The sequence below is a fragment of the Paenibacillus melissococcoides genome, from assembly GCA_944800085.1.
Taxonomy (GTDB): domain Bacteria; phylum Bacillota; class Bacilli; order Paenibacillales; family Paenibacillaceae; genus Paenibacillus_B; species Paenibacillus_B melissococcoides.
Window position 1 is genome coordinate 437,746 of sequence record CALYLO010000003.1, and the last position, 19,945, is coordinate 457,690.

The window sequence follows — 19,945 nt, forward strand, 5'->3', positions numbered from 1 at the left end:
GCTCCCCCCTTACTCTCCTTGCCGACTTCGCGTTGGCGATGCCGATAAATTGCGGCTCTACTTCACCGTATCCAGCCTCGCCGTGTCCAGCAAATGGACCATCGTATCGGAGCGCAGTCCCCGCCGCAGCGCCTCGCAAGCGATAATGTCGTCCGGCGCGATATTGCCGAGATTGGCTTGCGGACCGAGCGTTCGGAGAATGGCGGTCTGCTGATCCTTCCGCGGAGCCTCCCACATGAGCCGGTACGGGGAGTGCACCGCTTCGGCAATCATCGACACCATCTCCGTGTCGCAGCCCCCGCGCTCGTCGTATACGCCAACGCCTGCTCCCGACTCCCTGCCTTCCAGCGTCATCCATTCGGCGCCATGGGCAATATCTTCATTGAACGCTTCCAAAACGTCGTCCCAAATGAAAGTGGAGCCGGCCGCTTTTTTCCCGTATTCGGAGCAGACGAAGAACCCTTCCTCGCGGGCGCGCTGGATGAGGTCATTGCGCTTCTCCCGCGGCAGCGTGATCGTTCCATCCGATACTTCGATTCCAGTGAAGCCCATTTCTTTCATCATATGAAAAAATGGTTCGACCATGCCTTTGGCGACGGCGTATTCGAGAAATGTCCCCCCGGGCATCACCGTAACCCCATACTGCCGCGCCATGTCCAGCTTCCATAACAACAGCGGGGCCGGCGTAACCGCAGCTGTGCCGAAGCCCAGCTTAATGATATCGATATGGTCATGAGCTGAAGAGAGCAGATCGGAAAATGCGTTTGCTCCCAAGCCTTTGTCCATGACCATCGTCAATCCGGTTGTTCTCGGCTTGTGGGTTCGTACTTCGCTCGGATCTACTAGGGCTCCAGGCCATTGTTCGATTTGAGGTTCGGAAAGACTCATCACATAATCCCCTTCATGTCCCCAGATTAGTCGAATCATGCAAGCAATATATGCTTCCGCCTGCTGACAGGTGCCTACCGGGGCGGGAAGGCCGCGCTTGGGGAGAAGATGGCGAAGGAATCGAAGAATCGAAGGGACGAGCATGAATGGTACGGTCCCGCGCATACAATGGTCAATATACGGAAAAGGACAGGCCACACGGATTACGCCTGCGGGTGCCGGAGATAGCGGAAATTTAGGTATCCGCTTTACGTTTCCCTCGCAGCGAAAGGAGGTGCGAAGTTGTCCGTCGATAAATTTGTCGCCAGCATGTCAGGGCTCCGCATAATATCGGGTTGCCTGGAAATTACCGCCGCACTCATTATGCTCAAGCTGAATGAGCCGGAGAAGGCGCTGGCCGTCAATTCTCTGCTTGCGCTTGTCGGTCCGCTCGTTCTCATCGCGACGACGACCATCGGTCTTATCGGCATCGCAGACAAGCTGAACTGGAGCAAGATGGCCTGGATTGCGGCCGGGGTGTCCTGTCTGCTTATCGGTATTTTGAAGAAGTAGGAACCGGGCATTCGGGGTGCCAGGCCCGGCGGAAGCATAAAAAGCGGCGCGGCGCCATACATATAGGGATACAAGCCAAGGTTGTCCGGCTGTCGAATGATGACACGGGAGGGAATGCCAATGGAAGCGCTAAGCTGGTCGGCGGTGCTGCCGCCGATGCTCAAGTCAATCCTGATGCGGCTGCCCGCCGGCACATATCGGGAGCTGGAGGAGATTCGTATCCGCGTAGGACGCCCGCTGGAAATCGGCGTCATGGGCGACTTCCAGCTCGTGACGGAGCGGGGGGAGCGTACGGATAATCCGAACGCTGCCTATCGCCCAAGCCGGGAGGATGGGCATCAGCTGCTCGATCTGATAACGAATCATTCATTGTACACGATGGAGGAAGAATTGCGCCGCGGATTCGTCACGATTCCGGGCGGACACCGGATTGGCCTCGTCGGCCGCACGGTGCTTGCGCAGGGCCGGGTAAGCCATCTGCGGGAGATTACCGGCTTCAATCTGAGGATTGCGCGCGAGGTGCACGGGATCGCGGGTTCGGTCATGCCGATGCTGCTTGATTTCAAGCATGCCCATGTTCATCATACGCTGATCGTATCGCCTCCGCAGCAGGGCAAGACGACGCTTCTGCGCGACCTGGTGCGGGCGATCGGCAGCGGGAGCTGGCATCATCCCGAAGCGAGGTGGAAGGCGCTCAAGGTAGGGGTCGTCGACGAGCGGTCCGAGATTGCCGGTTGCATCAAGGGCGTGCCCAGCTATGATCTCGGCTATCGGACCGACGTGATGGACGGGTGCCCCAAGGCGGAAGGGATGATGATGTTCATCCGTTCAATGTCGCCTGACGTGCTTGCCGTAGACGAGATGGGACGGGAGGAAGATTTGCTGGCCATGAGAGAGGCGATGCATGCCGGCGTCCGCCTGATCGCCACCGCGCATGCGGAGGATATGGACGATCTGCTGCGCCGCCCCGGCATCCGGCAGCTGCTCGAGGAAGGGGCCTTCCGCCGCATCGTCACGCTCCGCCGGGCCAAAAGGGAATGGCAGCGCAAAGTATACGACGAGAAAGGCAGAGTGCTGCAGAAGCCCGTGCTGCCGCTGGAAGGGAGGCGTCCGGAATGCTCAAGCTCCTCGGATCGGCCCTCTTGATCGCCGCCGCAGCCAGCATCGGCTGGCTGAAGGCCGCTTCCTACGCAGCGCGGCCGAAGCAGCTCCGCCTGCTCAACCATGCCCTTCAGCGGCTGGAGACGGCCATCATGTACGGCCATACGCCGCTTGCTGCGGCCTTCGCCGAGATTAGCCGTCAGCAGCCGCCTCCGCTGCGCGCCGTCTTCGCCGATGCGGCGCAGGCGATGGACGCCGCGGATGCGGTCCCGCTCACCGCCCGCGAAGCGTGGCAGCTGTCCTGGGAGCGGCATCGCGGAAATACGGCGCTGGCGAACGAAGACCTGCGCATTCTGCTCGAATTGGGCTACAGCCTCGGCATCAGCGATCGCGACGATCAGCGCAAGCATATCCGCCATGCGATCAAGCAGCTGGAGCAGGAAGAATTCGTGGCCCGCGAGGAATACCAGCGGTATGGCACGATGTGCCGCAGTCTCGGCGTATTGAGCGGCTTGTTGGCCGTTATCTTGATGTATTGAGGTGCCAGGAAATGAATGTGGATGTCAGCGCCATTTTCCAAATCGCCGGGATCGGCATTATCGTGGCCATGATACATACCGTGCTCAAGCAAATGGGCAAAGAGGACATGGCGCACTGGGTGACAGTCATCGGCTTCGTCGTTGTCCTGTTCATGGTCGTCCGTCTGCTGGATCATCTCTTTCAAGAGATTCGGACCATATTTTTGTTCCAATGACTGAAGTTGACTAGCGCGGCGCGGCCGCAGTATCCGGGTAGGTGGTTGCCGTGGAAATCATACAGGTGGTCGGTCTCGGCTTGATTGCCGCCATCCTTGTGCTGGTGGTCAAAGAACAGAAGCCGATGTTCGCCTTTCTGATCTCGGCCGTGACCGGAGTTATTATATTTATTTTTCTCATCGGCAAAATCGATATCGTCATTCACGTGCTGGAGGATCTGGCCGATCGATCCGGAATTCAACCGGTCTACCTGAAGACGATTCTCAAGATTATCGGAATCGCCTATATCGCCGAATTCGGCGCCCAGGTGGTGCGGGACGCCGGCCAGGAAGGGATCGCCTCGAAGATCGAGCTCGCGTGCAAGGTGCTCATCATGGTGCTGGCGGTTCCGATCATTAGCGTCATTATCGAGACCGTAATGAGATTGCTGCCAACATAAGGTGGAGAGGGAATGAATCGATTACGACGGATAGACAAGCCGCCGCTGAAGCGGATGCGCATCTGGACCTCGGCTCTGCTGTGCTTCCTGTTCGCCTTCATCGGGTCAGGGTATGCCTCCCCCGAGTCCCCTCAGGGGGACGCGGGGAATTCCCGCGCGCAGGCGGTGACCGAACAGTGGGGCCGCGAGCAGGCGGACAAGCTCGATACGGGGGATGTCGAGCGCTATTGGAACGAACTGCTGGGCAAATACAGCGGCTTTTTTCCGAAAGACTCGCTGCCCGACTTCGTCGATCTGCTGCTGCCCGGGGGAGAGAAGCTCACAACCGGGGCGGTGCTGCAGGCGCTCGGCAAGTTCCTGCTGCAGGAAGTGATCCTGAACGGCAAGCTGATTCTGACTATCGTCATTCTAGCTGTATTCAGCATGGTTCTGGAGACGCTGCAATCGGCGTTCGAACGGAATGCGGTCAGCAAGATCGCCTATGCCGTCTCTTATATGGTCATCATTATTTTGGCCATCAACAGCTTCCATGTGGCGATCGGCTATGCGAAGGAAGCGATATCGAGCATGATTCATTTCATGATGGCGATGGTGCCGCTTCTGTTCACGCTGCTCGCTTCGATGGGCAATCTCGTTACCGTCTCGGTCATGCACCCGCTCATCGTCTTTATGGTGCATCTTATCGGAACGCTCATCTATACCGGCGTCTTTCCTCTGCTGTTCTTCTCGACGCTGCTGCATATCGTAAGCGCCTTGTCGGACAAGTACAAAGTGACCCAACTGGCCAATCTGCTGCGCAATATCAGCATCGGCCTGCTGGGCGTGCTGCTGACTGTCTTCCTGGGTGTCATCTCCGTGCAGGGCGCCACAAGCTCGGTTACCGACGGAGTGACGGTCCGGACGGCGAAGTATATTACGGGCAATTTCGTGCCTGTCGTCGGCCGCGTCTTCTCGGATGCCGCCGATACGGTCATATCCGCCTCGCTGCTTGTCAAGAACGCGGTCGGATTGACCGGGGTCATCATCCTGCTGTTTATTTGCGCGTTCCCTGCCTTGAAAATCGTGACGCTGGCGCTCATCTACAACGTCTCCTCCGCTATCATGCAGCCCCTTGGCGACACGCCGGCAGCCGAATGCCTCAAGACGGTCGGCAAAAGCATGATCTACGTCTTCGCGGCGCTCGCGGCCGTCGGGCTGATGTTCTTCCTGGCTATTACGATACTGCTGACGGCAGGAAATGTCGCGGTCATGATGAGGTAGATCTGGGGAGAGAAGGGAGGCAGGAAGTATGCAATGGTTCAGTCAATGGCTCAAAGAGATCATCATGGTGATTTTGCTGGCCGCCTTCATCGACCTGCTGCTGCCGAACCGTTCGATGCAGCGTTACGTCAAGCTGATGCTCAGCCTGATTATTCTGCTCACGCTGCTGTCTCCGGTGCTGCGCCTGTTCGACTCCAACGTGACGGCTGAGCTTGCCCGCGAATGGGATACGCTGCTGACCACTTCCCCCGCCAACAGTCCCGAAGGGAAGACGCTGGAGCAGATCCGGCGGGAAGGGGAACGCTTGGCCCGCGCTCGGGAGCAGGAGGCGCTCCGATTGGCCGGCGCGCAGATGGAAGCGAGCATGAAGGAGCAGATTAACCGGGCGCTGCTCCAGTCGGGGGCTGACGGTTCCAGCGGGGGACCTGCCGTTCAGGTGGCGGCCGTCCAGGTTACGCTGACGCAAGACGCCAGGCAGGGGCAGCCGGCAATTGAGCGAATTGCGCTCACCTTGGAGGAGGCCCCCGCCGCCGGGGAGGCGGCAGCTCCGGACAGCGGCGGCCCGCCCGAGCCGAAGCCGGTCGCGGCCATCGAGCCGGTCCGAATCGAGCCGATCGATGCGGCCCGCAGCTCGCCGTTGGAAGCGCCGGAAGAGGCGCCGGTCTCCGGCGCGGGCAGCGGCGAGCTTCTGCGCATGGAGGCCGCCGCCGTCGGGGCACTGACCTCCGCTTGGCTCGTGAAGCCCGAGCAGATTACGGTGTCATGGTCGCCGGAGAACGCCTTCCCGGCTGGCGCAACAAAAGATAGCGGCCGATAGCTGCCGATAGCCGCCGAAAAAAAATGCGGACAAACCGTCATAAAATCGCCGCCCGCGCGTATAGGTGAAAATAGGACAAGTGAGAGCAGGTCCATACTACGCAAAGGCGGTCGATAGCGTTGGCGAAATGGTTGCAGCGGATTGAACAGTGGATCGGCAAGGGCTCGAACGGTTCCAAACGGATCAAAGCGTTCCGCTGGCTGCTTCTTCTCGGCTTGACCGGCGCGGCGCTCCTCTTGTACGGCACGTTTCAGTCCGGCGGCGGATGGCCGAAGGGCTCAAGCAATGTCGGCCGCGAGCCGCCGGCGGTAGGCGTATTTGACGGCGCGGAGCAGAACGCGTCCGGCACACCGGCCGCGCCGGGCACATTTGAGTCGGTGGAAATGACATTCGAAGCCCGGGTCAAGTCGATTTTGGAGGAAATTGTCGGGGTGGGACAAGTCGATGTGTTGGTCACGATTGACTCGACGGAAGAGATTGTCGTCCAGCGCAACTTCAAGGACAACCAGCAGCTGACAGACGAAACCGATGGGAACGGGGGCAAGCGGCATACTACGCAGCATACCCGGGACGGCGAGATTGTCATGTACGAGTCTTCCGACGGCAAGACGCCGATTGTGACCAAGCGCATCAAGCCCAAGGTTCGCGGCGTTGTCGTCGTCGCCAAAGGAGCGGAAAACGCCGTCGTCAAGTCGCTCATCGTCGATGCGGTCGAGAAAGGGCTGAATGTGCCGGCCTATCGAATCTCCGTCGTGCCGCGCAAAATCGCCGAGTAGCAAATCAACCTGCATAATGCATGAATCGTGAAGGAGGAGAAAAAGACGATGAATACGAAAAGACAAACGATATGGCTGGTATCGATGCTTAGCTTGATGGTGGTGCTGTCCGCTTATTATTTGTTCACGGAAGACACGCCGAAAGCCCCTGAAATGGCGGCCGAGCAGCAGCAGCTGAATGGCGATGCGGCGGAAGCGGCCCAGCTTCCGCAAGTGGAAGTCACCGAGGTGTCCGTCGGGGAGGACGCGAAGGCCAAGGCGGCAGAGAACGGAAAGCCCGCTCCGGAGCTTGGAGCGCAAGGAGAGCCAGAGGAGCAAGGGGCCGACCCTACGGTCAACATCGAGAGCGGACAGCCACGTCAGGATGCGGCGGCGCCAGAGGCGACTCCGGAGGACAAGGAGCAGGCGATGCTGGATCAAGTTGTGGCCGAAGGCGTCATGAAGCGGAGCGCGATCGAGCAGAAGCAGATGGAGCGCAACGAGCAGTACCAGCAGGAGCTCGAAAAGCTGATGGGCATGATCAATGACGACAAAACGACGGGCGACAAGCTGGCGCAAGCCTACGAAGATATGAACCAGTTGGAAGAACGCGAGGTCAAAATCTCCAATCTGGAAACCGAGCTGCAGAAAGATTACAGCAACGCGGTCATCACGCAGGAGGACGATCGGTTCACGGTCGTCGTGCAGAGCGACAAGATGGAAGTGTCCGAAGCGGTGGATATCATCTCGAAAATGATGAAAGAGCTGAACATCACGCAGGATAAGGTAAGCGTGCAGTATGTCTCGGAATAGCGGCGTTGTCGGAACTGGCCCGGTCAAAAACTGGGCTCTTTCCATTTGAGACGATTATGATATAATACATACGTCGTAGATTGTCCGCCTTGTAACATAATCTACTTGCTCATACATATCGTCTCAAGGAGTGATTCAAGTTGTTCAAAATTAGCGAAATCAAGGAACTGATCAAGCTCCTGGACCAGACATCCGTACATGAACTGGAAATAGAGAACGAAGGCTGCCGCATCGCGATCCGGAAGCCCGGCAAGACTGAGGTGTTCAATGTGCAGACATCGGCCGCGCCGCTTACATATCCAGCGCCTGCCCCGGCAGCGGCTGCTGCCCCGTCGGAAGCGGTCGCGCCGGCGGCCGAGCCTCAGCCGGAGAAGAAGGAAGAGCAGGCGGGCTTGGTCCGCATCGTATCCCCAATGGTCGGAACCTTCTACAGCGCGCCTTCGCCGGAATCGCCGCCGTATGTGAAGGTTGGCGACAAAGTCAACGAGAAGACGGTTGTGTGCATTCTGGAAGCGATGAAATTGATGAACGAGCTGGAAGCCGAGGTCAAGGGCGAGATTGTCGAGGTGCTAGCAACGAACGGCCAATTGGTCGAATTCGGCCAGCCTTTATTCCTGGTGAAGCCAGAATGACGTATTCCGTCATTCCATTACGATGCCCAGCCAAGGAGGTCCAAGGATGAAGTTCCATAAGATTTTGATCGCTAACCGCGGCGAGATAGCCGTTCGCATCATTCGCGCCTGCCGCGAGCTCGGTATCGCGACGGTCGCCGTCTATTCGGAGGCGGACAGGGAAGCGCTGCATGTGCGGCTTGCCGACGAAGCTTATTGCATCGGCCCTACCGCGTCCAAGGACAGTTATTTGAACTTTACGAATCTGATGAGTGTCGCCACGTTGACGGAATGCGACGCCGTGCACCCGGGGTACGGGTTCTTGGCGGAAAACGCGGACTTCGCGGAGATCTGCGAATCGTGCGGCATTACGTTCATCGGTCCGTCCGCGGACGCGATCGAGCGGATGGGCGACAAATCCGTCGCCAAGCAGACGATGAAGGACGCCGGCGTTCCGGTTATTCCCGGATCGGACGGGCTGGTCGAGGATCTGGAACAGGCGCTTATGATAGCGCGTGATATCGGATATCCTGTCATTATCAAGGCTACCGCAGGCGGCGGAGGCAAAGGAATCCGCATCGCGGAGGACGAAGAAGCCTTGATCAAGCAGATGACGGCCGCTCAGCAGGAAGCCGAGAAAGCGTTCGGCAATGCGGGCGTGTACCTGGAGAAGTATTTAACCGGAATGAAGCACGTGGAGATTCAGATTATTGCCGACAAGCACGGCCATGCGGTTCATTTGGGCGAGCGCGACTGTTCCGTGCAGCGGCGCCGCCAGAAGCTGGTCGAGGAAGCGCCATGTCCGGTCTTGACGCCCGAAGTCCGGGAGCGGATGGGAGAAGCGGCGGTTCGCGCCGCGCTGGCTGTCGATTACTCCGGCGCAGGCACATTGGAGTTTCTGCTCGGGCCGGACGGCAATTTTTACTTTATGGAAATGAATACCCGGATTCAAGTTGAGCATCCGGTAACGGAGATGATTACGGGAATCGATCTCATTCAGGAGATGATTCGCGTCGCTCAAGGCGAACCTTTATCTTTCCGTCAAGAGGATGTCGTCATTGACGGATGGGCTATAGAGTGCCGCATTAACGCGGAGGATCCGGCACGCAACTTCATGCCTTCGGCCGGCCAGATCGGTTTTTATCTGCCGCCGGGCGGATTTGGCGTTCGCGTCGACAGCGCCGCCTATCCAGGCTGCCTGATCTCGCCGCACTATGATTCGATGGTTGCCAAGCTCATTGTGTGGGCGCCGACGCGCGAAGAGGCGATCGACCGCATGAAGCGGGCCTTGGCCGAATTCGCTATCGAGGGCATTCATACGACGATACAGTTCCATATCCGCCTGCTTGAGCACCCGAAGTTTATCGAGGGCGATTTTGACATTAAGTTTTTGGAAGAACACGAGGTCTAGAGTCCTGGTTTGACCGCCCCCGTTTGTCTTGCGCATGGGCAAATGGTATAGTTAGGTTAATCATGGACAGGAACTGCCTCTAGTACAAAAAGACGAGGAGAGTGTGACGGATGAATCAGGCAATCGCATCGGAATTTGAGCGCACGGATTTGGGCAACATCCAGATTGCGCCGGAGGTCATTGCAGTTATCGCCGGTCTCGCGACGATCGAGGTTGAAGGCGTAGAAGGCATGAGCGGAGGTTTCGCCGGCGGCATCGCGGAGATGCTCGGACGGAAGAACTTGTCCAAAGGCGTGAAGGTGGAAGTAGGACAGCGCGAAGCGGCTGTCGATGTCAATATTATTATTGAATACGGCCATCGCATTCCTACCGTAGCCAGCGAGATCCAGCAGAACGTGAAGCGCTCGATCGAGATGATGACCGGGCTTCATGTCGTGGAAGTGAACGTGCATGTACATGACGTCCATTTCAAGGCGCAAGAGAAGGTCGAAGAGACGGATCCGGCACGAGTTAAATAAGATCGATATGGAACCCCCTCTTGGAGGGGGTTTACTGCCATTCAATACGAATTTGTTCAAAGGAGGCAGGCTAGCGTGAGCAAAATTGTGGACAGGTTCTTCCTGTTTATATACAGCTTCGCGATCGGCACGATTGCCATAGCTGTCATTCTTGCCGCTACAGGCTTCATCGCCCAACCGATACAGCTGACGGAGCCGTTCTGGCTGCAGTCGGCGGTCATCACGACCGCCGCCGTCTTGTTTTTGTTGAGCATCCGTTTTTTCTATGTGTCTATCCGGAGAGAGCGTGCGGCGCTGCCTTCGATCGATCAGCGGACAGAGATTGGCGATATCAAGATCTCGATTGAGACGATAGAGAATGTAGCGCTAAAGGCGGCCGGACGAGTACGGGGAGTCAAGGACCTGAAGGCCCGAATTCGCACGAACGATGCCGGTCTGGACATTGTGATCCGGACGGTCGTAGACGGCGAGACGTCGATTCCCGAGCTGACGGAGGAGGTCCAGCGCCAGGTTCGCGATTATGTGCAGCAAATTACGGGGATTCCGGTCTCATACGTATCGGTGTATGTGGCGAATGTGGTCCAGACGCAGACCTTCAAAGCGCGAGTTGAATAGGTGGTGAGCTTTCCGGATGTGGAATGAATGGTGGGAGAGTCACAGGAATCGCATCATCGGCATCGCGGCTGGAATTTTTTTCGGCGTCATTTATTTGATCGCCGGATTTTGGGATATGTTATTTTTTGCGCTGCTCGTCTTCATCGGATACAATGTAGGCAGGCAAAAAGATCTGAATCTGGGCCCCATGTTTCCGTGGCGGCGTATCGGATTATGGCTGTCAGAACGGTTTGATAGGTTTAAGTAGTCCTATGGACGCTCCGAACGACTGCTTGACCGCCGGTCTCTTACCGACGGAGCAACAATCGGGGCGGTCATAGGATTTTTTGGACTGGGCATGATTCCGGATGGCCCATGGCAGCCTAGAGAGAAGGAAGCCACCTTCGGACGGCAGTGCGAAGTGGCGATTCGGATGCTATATAGATGCAGGAGGAGAGTTTTTTTCATGAAGAGACGCATTGCCAGAGAGATGGCAGTTCAAAGCTTGTATCAGCTGGAAATGACGGACGTGACGCCTGAACAAGCGGTGGACATGATCGTTTCGGAATCGAATCAAGAAGAGAATGAAATCGGGCTGAAGCCGGAGCATGCGCGGGCGATGCATGAGCATGTGCTGGAGTGGGTTCGCGACACCTGGAAGAAGCGGGACGAGATCGATGCGATCCTGGCCCGTTATTTGAAGGGCTGGCAGGTCGACCGGCTGTCGCGGGTCGATCGGCAGGTGCTGCGCCTCGCCTGTTATGAGATGGCGTTCCGCACCGATGTGCCGCCGAAGGTGGCCATCAACGAGGCGATCATTTTGGCCAAGCATTTCGGCACCGAGGAGTCGGGCAAATTCGTGAACGGCGTGCTCGGCCAGATGCTGCGGGATCGCGGCGGCCAGGAGGACGGAACGGAGGCGGGCGCAGGCGACCGCGCTCATCGCAAGGACGATGAATCGGCGGATGGAACCGCGATGGAGAACGAACTGCAGGGATAACCGGCGACCTAAGGCGAGCTTCAAAAGAACGAATGGAGGAGAGACCATGACAGCGCAACTTTTGAATGGACAAGCATTATCACAGACGATACGCGAAGAAATCAAGCAGCAGGCGGCACGGCTGATTGAGCAAGGAACCCGCCCCGGATTGGCGGTCATCATCGTGGGCGACGACCCGGCTTCCCATGTCTACGTGAACAGCAAGCATAAAGCCTGTCTCGAATTGGGGTTCTATTCGAAAGTGCACCGTCTGCCGGAACAGACCTCCCAGGAAGAGCTTCTCGATCTGGTTGGCCGCCTGAACGCGCAAGCGGCGATTCACGGCATTCTCGTCCAGCTCCCGCTGCCGTCTCATATCGACGAGAAGGCCGTCATTGACGCGATTGCGGTGGAGAAGGATGTCGACGGCTTCCATCCGGTCAGCGTCGGGAACATGGTGCTTGGCGACGAGTCTCTTCTGCCTTGCACGCCGGCGGGCATTATGGAGATGCTCAAGCGCAACGACATTCCGATTGCCGGCAAGCATGCCGTCGTCATCGGCCGCAGCAATATTGTCGGCAAGCCGATCTCGCTGCTGCTGCAGCGCGAGCATGCGACGGTGACGATGTGCCACTCGCGCACGCAGCACATCGAAGAGCTGTCCCGAATGGCGGATATTCTCGTCGTCGCCATCGGCAAGGCGCATTTCGTCAACCGTTCCTTCATTAAGCCGGGAGCCGTCGTTATCGATGTCGGCATGAACCGGCTGGAGAACGGCAAGCTCGTCGGCGATGTCGATACCGACGATGTCAAGGAGCTGTGCTCCTGGATTACGCCGGTGCCGCGCGGCGTCGGTCCGATGACGATTACGATGCTGATGTCCAATACGCTCAAGTCGGCGGAACGGTTCCACCGCTTGGCGGAGGCTTCGGCCCAGGCGTAGCCGGCGGCAGGGCGGAAGCCGTGCGGCGGGTCGCGGTGCGAACCGGAGGACGAATCGCAGCAGGAGCCGCCGCACGGGCCGCAGTTACTAACGTTCATATGGCAGGATGTCTCGGGGGGAGGAGGCTGCCGGAATGGCGAATCAGGCACGGGTTCTGTCCGTTAAGGATCTGAACCGTTATATACGAATGAAGCTGGATGGGGATGCCCGGCTGCAGGATGTCTGGGTGCGGGGCGAAATCTCGAACTTCACCCACCATTCCAGCGGCCATATGTATTTTACGCTGAAGGATGCGGACAGCCGCCTGCGGACGATTATGTTCGCATCCTACAATCAACGGCTCCCTTTCCGGCCGAAGGAAGGGGCGCGCGTCATCGCCCGCGGCAACGTGACGGTGTATGAGCGCGACGGCCAGTATCAATTCTATGCGCAGCATATGCAGCCGGACGGCATCGGCAGCCTGTATGCGGCGTTCGAGCAGCTGAAGGAGCGCTTGGGAGCCGAAGGGCTGTTCGCGGCGGAGCGGAAGCGGCAGCTGCCCCGCTATCCGAAGAAGATCGGGGTCATCACGTCGCAGACGGGCGCCGCGGTGCGCGATATTATCATTACGCTGCGGCGGCGCCAGCCCGGCGTCCATGTCGTTCTCTATCCGGTGCTGGTGCAGGGCAACCAGGCGGCCGCCTCGATCGCGGCGGCCATCGAAGCGATGAACCGCCACCAGGAAGCCGACGTGCTGATCGTGGGGCGGGGTGGCGGCTCCCTGGAGGAGCTGTGGGCCTTCAACGAAGAAATCGTGGCGCGCGCCATCGCCCGATCGGCCATCCCGATTATTTCGGCCGTCGGGCATGAGACGGATTTCACGATTGCGGACTTCGTCGCCGACCTGCGGGCGCCGACACCGACGGCGGCCGCGGAAATGGCGGTGACGCATCAGGAGGAGCTGCGCCAGCATCTTCAGCATCTGGCGGAACGGTTGCGTCACGGCATGCGGCGAACGGTGCAGCAGAGCCAGGAGCGGTTGCTGCGCGCCCAGCGTTCGCCCGTGCTTCGCAAGCCCGAGCTGCTGATGGCGAAGCATCAGGAGCGGTATGAACGGCTGCGGGAGCGGCTGGCATATCGGTCGCGCAGCCGCTTCAAGGAAGCGGACGAGCGGTGGAGGGAGCTGCGCGGACGCCTGCGGGAGCAGACGCCGGTGCATCAGGTGCGTTCCGCGCGGGAGCGGCTGAACGGCATCGAACGGCAGCTTCACCGCGCGATGGCGATGCAGATGAATGAGCGGCGGCTGAAGCTCGGCGCGCATCTGAAGCATCTGGACGCCCTGAGCCCGTTGAAGATTATGGCGCGCGGCTACAGCCTCGTGTATGATGAGCGGGAAGAGAACATTATCCGCACGATTAAAGATGTGCAGCTGGGAGACGTCGTCCGTGTGAAGCTGAACGACGGCCAGCTCGATTGCCACGTCTGGTCGATGAAAGGAGACAGCGATTGATCGATGGATAATCAAGAAAAAGCTATCACTCAGGAAATGAGCTTCGAGACCGCAATGGAGAAGCTGGAGCATATCGTCGAGCAGTTGGAGAGCGGGGATGTGCCGCTGGAGCAGGCAATCGAGCTTTTCCAGGAAGGGATGGGCCTGTCCGGTCTGTGCGCCCGCAAATTGGAGCAGGTTGAGCGCAAAATCGAGGTTTTGTCGGAGCAGAATGGCGAACTGAAGCGGCAGCCGTTCCCGGCGGAAGAAGCGGGTGATCGGATTGAGTAGCGCCGGAGCGGAAGAAAGGTTCGCTTCTTATCTGGAGCGTCACGTCGCGCGGATTGAGCGGCTGCTGCCGGCTCAATTCCCCGCCGGCTGGCAGGTTCCTGCCGAATTGAAGGAATCGATGCTGTACTCGCTGATGGCCGGGGGCAAGCGCCTGCGGCCGCTCTGTGTTGTCATCGCATGCGAGAGCCTGGGCGGCCCGCTGGAAGCCGCCGATCCGGTGGCCTGCGCCATCGAGATGATACATACCTATTCCCTCGTTCATGACGATCTGCCGGCGATGGATAACGATGATTATCGCCGGGGCAAGCCGACCAACCATAAGGTGTTCGGGGAAGCTCTTGCCATATTGGCGGGGGATGCGCTCCTCACCCACGCCTTCTACACGGTCGCGCAGTGCGCGAGCCGTCACGGCATCCCGGCCGACATCGCCCTGACCATCACCGAAGAGCTGTCCGTCTATGCCGGCATGCGGGGCATGGTGGGCGGCCAGACCGCGGATATGCTGGGCGAACAGGGAATGACGACGTTGGACCAGCTCGAATATATTCATCTTCACAAGACGAGCGATCTGATCGTGTTCGCGCTTCGCGCCGGGGCCCATCTGGCGGGGGCGAATGAAGCGCAGTTGAACGCGTTGACCGAATTCGGGACGAAGCTTGGCCTCGCTTTCCAGATTCAGGACGATATTCTGGATATCACCGGCGAAGAAGCGCTGCTCGGCAAGCCGAAGGGCAGCGATGAGAAGAGCGGGAAGGTGACATATCCGTATTTTATCGGCCTCGAGGCTTCGAAGCGGGAGGTCGCCCGGCTGACCGATGAGGCGAAGCAAGCGGTGCGGGAGGCCGGATTCCCTTATCCGGCGCGGCTGTACGAGCTGGCGGATTATTTGCTGGAGCGCCGATTCTGAACCCGCCGCCGGTCTCGTGACTCGCGGCAATCCAGGGCGGCTCTTCCATGGAAATGATATTTCATGATTCGCTTTCCGGTTTTGTGATATAATAGAGCGTACATAGAGTGGTGCAGTATTCTAGTCGGCCTCCCGACACCGAAGGCGGGCCTAAAAATTCGCCAAAGGGCACATCGATGAAGTTCCTGGTGTTGGCTTGCGACGCCCAGTCGTGGGCTGATGCTGGGAGTTAAGGTCGTGGGGCGATCCACAATGGCATGTGGGCGTTGACCCCGCTTCCGCGGAGGCCCAAGTGCGTGGTACGGCGTCCTCGCGCGCCGCATTACGGCTTGGGGTATGAACCTATTTTGCGAGTCACGCGGAACGCTCTCCGGCTTGCCGGATCGTTCCGTGCGGGTGGCTTGTATATAGCGTAGCCTGCCTTGAGTGAGTCTGCAGGGATAGCGGATGTGTAGATTGGACGGTCTTCGGCCAAAGACCTGCCTATCGAATGCCGCTTGAAATCTGATTTGCAAAAGAGGCTAAGGGTCGGTTCAGGGCTGCTCGAGGAAAACTCCTAGACTGTTCACAATGTGAGGCTTTGTGGGGATTATAGTGTGGTCTAAGTGGTAATCCAGTCTGATGTCCGGCGACGGCGTCAAGACGCCCTTAATCGGAAACGGCCTGCCCGGCGACGGGGAGGCGGGCGTCTGGGAAAACCTACTGGACCTAAGCCACAGCGTTTATCCAGAAAGCTACCACTCCAACCATCTTTGGTTATTAAGACACATAAGAATGAGTTCGTTCGTAGGAACATCTCATAAAAGGATGAGTTGACAACGATAATGAAGTTTTCATTCAAACATTCCGTCAAGTGGAGCATATTCATTTTTTTCGTCACCTTCGCGATGGCCGTCATATTGTCTGTTGCCTCCACATCAATGCTGGGGAAAGCGGGCTGGGGCGTCGGTATGGTGATCGTGTTGATGCTCGTGCTTATTGGAGTGTTTTTTGATATTATGGGCTTAGCTGCGGCTGCCGCGAAGGAGACTCCGTTCCATGCGATGGCGGCGGAGAGAGTGCGCGGAGCCAAGCAAGCGATCTATATCGTGCGCAACGCGGATCGTTTCTCGAACTTCTGCAATGACGTGATTGGTGACATGACAGGGGTTATCAGCGGTTCGGCCACGGCGATCGTAGTGACGAATTTGCTATGGTCCATGAATGCGGAGAGCGTATGGATGACGACAGCGGTAAGCGTTGCCTTCACCGGCCTCGTATCCGCATTAACCGTCGGAGGCAAAGCGTTGGGGAAGTCATTTGCGATTCATTACTCCACACCGATTGTGTTGCTGATCGGCAAATGCTTCTATTTTTTGGAGAGCAAGCTCCATATCCGCTTGTTTACCAAAAAACGCGGCAAATCGAAACAACGAAAGCGAGGGAATTCCCGTGCTGCTCGAACAGATTAACCAACCTAGCGATCTGAAGCGGTTGACGAAGGAAGAACTTCCGATCCTGGCGGAAGAAATTCGACAATTTCTCATTGAAAAGCTGGCGGTGACCGGAGGACATCTGGCATCGAACCTGGGCGTCGTCGAGCTTACGCTTGTCTTGCATTATTTATATGACAGTCCCCGGGACAAAATGATATTCGACGTCGGCCATCAGGCATACGTTCATAAAATATTAACCGGCCGCAAGGACCGGTTCGATACGCTGCGCCAGTACAAGGGGCTGTGCGGCTTCGTCAAGCGTACGGAGAGCGAGCATGATGTATGGGAAGCCGGGCACAGCAGCACCTCGCTGTCCGCGGCGATGGGAATGGCGCTCTCGCGGGATTTCAAAGGCGAGAGCAACAAAGTCATCGCGGTAATCGGCGATGGGGCGTTGACGGGAGGCATGGCGCTCGAGGCGCTCAACCATATCGGGCATGAGAAGAAGAATCTGATGGTCGTGCTGAACGACAATGAGATGTCGATTGCCCCGAATGTCGGAGCGCTACATAATTATTTGTGCAAAATACGCTCCGACCGGAACTATTTAAAGGCGAAAGAAGAAGTGGAGCAGTTGCTCAAAAAGATTCCGGCGATTGGCGGCAAGCTCGCCAAGACGGCGGAACGGGTGAAGGACGGCTTCAAATATTTGGTCGTGTCGGGCATGCTGTTCGAAGAGTTCGGGCTGAAATATTTCGGACCCGTGGACGGGCATGACATTGACAAGCTGATCGATATTTTTCAGCAAGCGAGCCGCGTGAACGGCCCGGTGCTTATTCATGTCGTCACCCGCAAAGGCAAAGGATATACGCCGGCGGAAGCCGATTCGCATAAATGGCACGGCATCTCGCCGTACAAGATTGAATCCGGGCAAGTGCTGAAGGCGGTAGGCAATCCGATGTACACCGAGGTATTCGGCAAGACGCTCGTGGAGCTGGCGGAGCAGGACGATCGCGTCGTGGCCGTGACGCCGGCCATGCCGGGCGGCTCCGGATTGCTTGGCTTCGCGGAGCGCTTCCCGGGGCGCATGATCGATGTCGGCATCGCCGAACAGCATGCCGCCACGATGTGCGCCGCGTTGGCGATGGAAGGGATGAAGCCGGTATTTGCGGTATACTCCACCTTCCTGCAGCGGGCGTACGACCAGGTGGTGCATGACATTTGCCGCCAGAACGCGAACGTGATCTTCGCCATCGATCGGGCCGGGTTCGTCGGACCGGACGGGGAGACGCATCAAGGCGTGTACGATATCGCTTTTATGCGCCATATTCCGAATATCGTGCTGATGATGCCGAAGGATGAAAACGAGCTGCGCCATATGCTGAAGACGGCGCTCAAATACGATGAAGGACCGATTGCGGTCCGGTACCCCCGCGTAAACGCGGTCGGCGTCGAGCTGGACGCCGAGCTGATTCCGATTCCGATCGGGACATGGGAAGTGGTTCGCGCCGGCGATCATGCCGCCGTGCTCGCGATCGGCCCGATGGTTCAGGTGGCGGAGGAAGCGGCGGAGCAGCTTCGGCGCGAAGGCATTCAACTGCGCGTCATCAATGCGCGCTTCATGAAGCCGCTTGACGAGGCGATGCTGACCATGCTCGCCAGAGAGCAGCTGCCGATGATCGTGCTGGAGGAGGGCTCCGTGGCAGGCGGCCTGGGCAGCGCCATCATGGAGTATTATGCCCAGCATCATGTATTCGGCGTCAAGGTGAAGCCTATCGGGGTTCCGGATTGCTTCGTGGAGCACGGCAGCATCAAGGAGCAGCGCCAGGAGGCGGGCCTGACGGCCGAACAACTGGTGAAGGAAGTGCATACGATGCTCTTCGCCCATGGGGATAACCGGATGAGCCGGGCCTAGCCCGAGTACCCAATGACAGACAGGAGTACAGCATGTCGATACCGAAGGAACGGATTGATGTTCTGCTCGTGGAGCAGGCCTATTACGACAGTCGTGAAAAAGCGAAAGCGGCCATTATGGCCGGCTTGGTATATGTGAACGAGGAACGGATTGAGAAGGCGGGGACGAAGGTTCCCCGGGACGGAACGATTACGGTGAAGGGCGCGGTCCATCCTTATGTCAGCCGGGGCGGCCTGAAGCTGGAGAAGGCGATTCGCCACTTCGGCCTCTCGATGACGGATGCCGTCATGCTGGATATCGGCGCTTCGACAGGCGGATTTACCGATTGCGCCCTTCAGCATGGCGCGCGCTGCGTGTATGCCATCGATGTCGGCTATAACCAGCTTGATTGGTCGCTTCGCAATGACGAGCGGGTGCATGTCATGGAGCGGACCAACTTCCGGTATACGGAGCCGGATCATCTGCAAGGACCGGTTCCGGATACGGCGACCATCGATGTGTCCTTTATCTCGCTGAAGCTGATATTGCCGCCGCTTCAGGCGCTTATCGGCAAACCGGGCCGGGTCATCGCACTGATCAAGCCTCAATTCGAGGCGGGAAGAGAGAAGGTCGGCAAATCCGGCGTCGTCCGCGATCCGGGGACGCATGAACAGGTGCTTAGGGAGATATTGGATTTTGCCGCATCGTTGGGCTTCCGCCTGGAAGGATTGACCTATTCGCCGATTACGGGAGGAGAAGGCAATATCGAGTTTTTGGCCTATTGGAGCGTGCCGGAAGGCGGCTCGCCGGAACCTGCGGCCTCCCGCGATCAGATTCACGCGGTCGTCCAGGAAGCCAATTCGGTGTTCCGCTCGACCTCTTAATCCTTCGTTCGATTCCATCCGCTGAAGCTCATCCGGGACAGACATCCGACGGATGAGCTTTCTTTATGTATTGGCAGGCACCGGCGGTGCGTTTTCCATCATTGCGGGGTGGTGATTCCATTGAGCGATATCTGGGTCATGGGATTGATTTTCATCGGCATACTGATTTGGATCGGCTTCGGCGTGCGGCGATACGCCCATTCTTCCGAGCCGATGGAGGATGTCTGCCTGAGCGACCGGTTTCCGGAGGATGAGGAGGCGATACAGCTCGTCGAGGATGCAGGGTACGAGCTGATCGGCGGCAAGTTCTGCATGCCTCTGCACTTTACGGTAGACGGAGAGGACATCGATGCCCGTATCTCGATCGATATGATCGCGAAACGCGACAATCAATGGTATATTGTTCGTATCGCACGCGAACGGATGCAGCTTGATTGGGACGGCAGCGGCATGAAGCGGCAGTGGATGCCTTACTTCACCGCCTATCCCGACAGCGCCGGCCTGCTTGTCGTCGATATGTTGGAACGACGGGTGCGGCTGATTCGGGTGGACTGGGGGGAAGCCTATGTCCACGGCGATTAAAGCCATACTAAGAATGAGAACAACTCTAAGAATAAGCAACAATCGGCTCACTTGCTGCGGCCAAAGGC

The 19,945-nt window shown here is 58.1% G+C and carries 24 protein-coding genes; 23 read left to right on the top strand and 1 reads right to left on the bottom strand.

The annotated features are described in order from the left end of the window. Nucleotides 1-57: 57 nt before the first annotated feature. Nucleotides 58-888, bottom strand: coding sequence for a phosphosulfolactate synthase (locus OCY70_RS13640; RefSeq protein WP_213427661.1), 831 nt, complete (start codon nucleotides 886-888; stop codon nucleotides 58-60). 282 nt (nucleotides 889-1,170) lie between these two features. Between OCY70_RS13640 and OCY70_RS13645 the strand changes: the two genes are divergently transcribed. The 23 genes from OCY70_RS13645 (at nucleotide 1,171) to OCY70_RS13755 (ending at nucleotide 19,877) form a co-directional block, all read left to right on the top strand. Next, nucleotides 1,171-1,440: a YqhV family protein gene (locus tag OCY70_RS13645; protein WP_181454649.1), complete on the top strand. Its 270-nt coding sequence runs from the start codon at nucleotides 1,171-1,173 to the stop codon at nucleotides 1,438-1,440. Nucleotides 1,441-1,560: 120 nt separating this feature from the next. Then, nucleotides 1,561-2,586: a stage III sporulation protein AA gene (gene spoIIIAA / locus OCY70_RS13650; RefSeq protein WP_213427660.1), complete on the top strand. Its 1,026-nt coding sequence runs from the start codon at nucleotides 1,561-1,563 to the stop codon at nucleotides 2,584-2,586. After that, nucleotides 2,556-3,080: a stage III sporulation protein SpoIIIAB gene (gene spoIIIAB, locus OCY70_RS13655; RefSeq protein WP_213427659.1), complete on the top strand. Its 525-nt coding sequence runs from the start codon at nucleotides 2,556-2,558 to the stop codon at nucleotides 3,078-3,080. The genes spoIIIAA and spoIIIAB overlap by 31 nt, the downstream gene beginning before the upstream one ends. Before the next feature lie 11 nt (nucleotides 3,081-3,091). Continuing rightward, complete coding sequence (gene spoIIIAC / locus OCY70_RS13660) at nucleotides 3,092-3,295, top strand: stage III sporulation protein AC (protein WP_006676747.1); 204 nt, start codon at nucleotides 3,092-3,094, stop codon at nucleotides 3,293-3,295. Between the two features lie 50 nt (nucleotides 3,296-3,345). Then, nucleotides 3,346-3,735 carry a stage III sporulation protein AD gene (gene spoIIIAD, locus OCY70_RS13665; protein WP_213427658.1) on the top strand — a complete coding sequence of 130 codons (390 nt, stop codon included), beginning with the start codon at nucleotides 3,346-3,348 and terminating at the stop codon, nucleotides 3,733-3,735. A gap of 12 nt (nucleotides 3,736-3,747) precedes the next feature. Further along, entirely contained in the window at nucleotides 3,748-4,995 is a 1,248-nt protein-coding gene (spoIIIAE, locus tag OCY70_RS13670) for a stage III sporulation protein AE (protein WP_213427657.1), read from the top strand. A 28-nt stretch (nucleotides 4,996-5,023) separates the two neighbouring features. Further along, the gene (gene spoIIIAF, locus OCY70_RS13675) at nucleotides 5,024-5,812 is read left to right on the top strand and encodes a stage III sporulation protein AF (protein WP_213427656.1); all 789 of its coding nucleotides are present in this window, start codon (nucleotides 5,024-5,026) and stop codon (nucleotides 5,810-5,812) included. Between the two features lie 119 nt (nucleotides 5,813-5,931). After that, nucleotides 5,932-6,588, top strand: coding sequence for a stage III sporulation protein AG (gene spoIIIAG / locus OCY70_RS13680; protein ID WP_213427655.1), 657 nt, complete (start codon nucleotides 5,932-5,934; stop codon nucleotides 6,586-6,588). A 48-nt stretch (nucleotides 6,589-6,636) separates the two neighbouring features. Beyond that, nucleotides 6,637-7,380 carry a SpoIIIAH-like family protein gene (locus OCY70_RS13685; protein WP_213427654.1) on the top strand — a complete coding sequence of 248 codons (744 nt, stop codon included), beginning with the start codon at nucleotides 6,637-6,639 and terminating at the stop codon, nucleotides 7,378-7,380. A gap of 140 nt (nucleotides 7,381-7,520) precedes the next feature. Continuing rightward, nucleotides 7,521-8,012, top strand: coding sequence for an acetyl-CoA carboxylase biotin carboxyl carrier protein (gene accB / locus OCY70_RS13690; protein ID WP_213427653.1), 492 nt, complete (start codon nucleotides 7,521-7,523; stop codon nucleotides 8,010-8,012). 46 nt (nucleotides 8,013-8,058) lie between these two features. Then, nucleotides 8,059-9,402 carry an acetyl-CoA carboxylase biotin carboxylase subunit gene (gene accC, locus OCY70_RS13695; RefSeq protein WP_213427652.1) on the top strand — a complete coding sequence of 448 codons (1,344 nt, stop codon included), beginning with the start codon at nucleotides 8,059-8,061 and terminating at the stop codon, nucleotides 9,400-9,402. A gap of 110 nt (nucleotides 9,403-9,512) precedes the next feature. Further along, a complete protein-coding gene (locus tag OCY70_RS13700) occupies nucleotides 9,513-9,920 on the top strand; it encodes an Asp23/Gls24 family envelope stress response protein (protein WP_168178007.1) in 408 nt (135 codons plus the stop codon). Nucleotides 9,921-9,995: 75 nt separating this feature from the next. Further along, nucleotides 9,996-10,535 carry an alkaline shock response membrane anchor protein AmaP gene (gene amaP, locus OCY70_RS13705; protein WP_213427651.1) on the top strand — a complete coding sequence of 180 codons (540 nt, stop codon included), beginning with the start codon at nucleotides 9,996-9,998 and terminating at the stop codon, nucleotides 10,533-10,535. A 16-nt stretch (nucleotides 10,536-10,551) separates the two neighbouring features. Then, nucleotides 10,552-10,782, top strand: a complete 231-nt coding sequence (locus OCY70_RS13710; RefSeq protein ID WP_197257861.1) for a DUF2273 domain-containing protein — start codon at nucleotides 10,552-10,554, stop codon at nucleotides 10,780-10,782. A gap of 198 nt (nucleotides 10,783-10,980) precedes the next feature. Continuing rightward, on the top strand, nucleotides 10,981-11,514 hold the full coding sequence (gene nusB / locus OCY70_RS13715; protein ID WP_213427650.1) for a transcription antitermination factor NusB: 534 nt from the start codon (nucleotides 10,981-10,983) through the stop codon (nucleotides 11,512-11,514). A gap of 46 nt (nucleotides 11,515-11,560) precedes the next feature. After that, entirely contained in the window at nucleotides 11,561-12,436 is an 876-nt protein-coding gene (gene folD, locus OCY70_RS13720) for a bifunctional methylenetetrahydrofolate dehydrogenase/methenyltetrahydrofolate cyclohydrolase FolD (RefSeq protein ID WP_213427649.1), read from the top strand. Between the two features lie 133 nt (nucleotides 12,437-12,569). Further along, nucleotides 12,570-13,925 carry an exodeoxyribonuclease VII large subunit gene (gene xseA, locus OCY70_RS13725; RefSeq protein WP_213427648.1) on the top strand — a complete coding sequence of 452 codons (1,356 nt, stop codon included), beginning with the start codon at nucleotides 12,570-12,572 and terminating at the stop codon, nucleotides 13,923-13,925. A 3-nt stretch (nucleotides 13,926-13,928) separates the two neighbouring features. Beyond that, entirely contained in the window at nucleotides 13,929-14,195 is a 267-nt protein-coding gene (gene xseB, locus OCY70_RS13730; RefSeq protein WP_249724871.1) for an exodeoxyribonuclease VII small subunit, read from the top strand. Next, nucleotides 14,188-15,102: a polyprenyl synthetase family protein gene (locus tag OCY70_RS13735; RefSeq protein ID WP_213427647.1), complete on the top strand. Its 915-nt coding sequence runs from the start codon at nucleotides 14,188-14,190 to the stop codon at nucleotides 15,100-15,102. Before xseB ends, OCY70_RS13735 begins: the two co-directional genes overlap by 8 nt. 824 nt (nucleotides 15,103-15,926) lie before the next feature. Then, nucleotides 15,927-16,553 carry a hypothetical protein gene (locus OCY70_RS13740; protein WP_213427646.1) on the top strand — a complete coding sequence of 209 codons (627 nt, stop codon included), beginning with the start codon at nucleotides 15,927-15,929 and terminating at the stop codon, nucleotides 16,551-16,553. Beyond that, a complete protein-coding gene (gene dxs, locus OCY70_RS13745; RefSeq protein ID WP_213427645.1) occupies nucleotides 16,534-18,432 on the top strand; it encodes a 1-deoxy-D-xylulose-5-phosphate synthase in 1,899 nt (632 codons plus the stop codon). The genes OCY70_RS13740 and dxs overlap by 20 nt, the downstream gene beginning before the upstream one ends. A gap of 32 nt (nucleotides 18,433-18,464) precedes the next feature. Then, the gene (locus OCY70_RS13750; RefSeq protein ID WP_213427644.1) at nucleotides 18,465-19,295 is read left to right on the top strand and encodes a TlyA family RNA methyltransferase; all 831 of its coding nucleotides are present in this window, start codon (nucleotides 18,465-18,467) and stop codon (nucleotides 19,293-19,295) included. Between the two features lie 111 nt (nucleotides 19,296-19,406). Further along, nucleotides 19,407-19,877, top strand: a complete 471-nt coding sequence (locus OCY70_RS13755; protein ID WP_261944904.1) for a DNA-binding protein — start codon at nucleotides 19,407-19,409, stop codon at nucleotides 19,875-19,877. Nucleotides 19,878-19,945 lie beyond the last annotated feature (68 nt).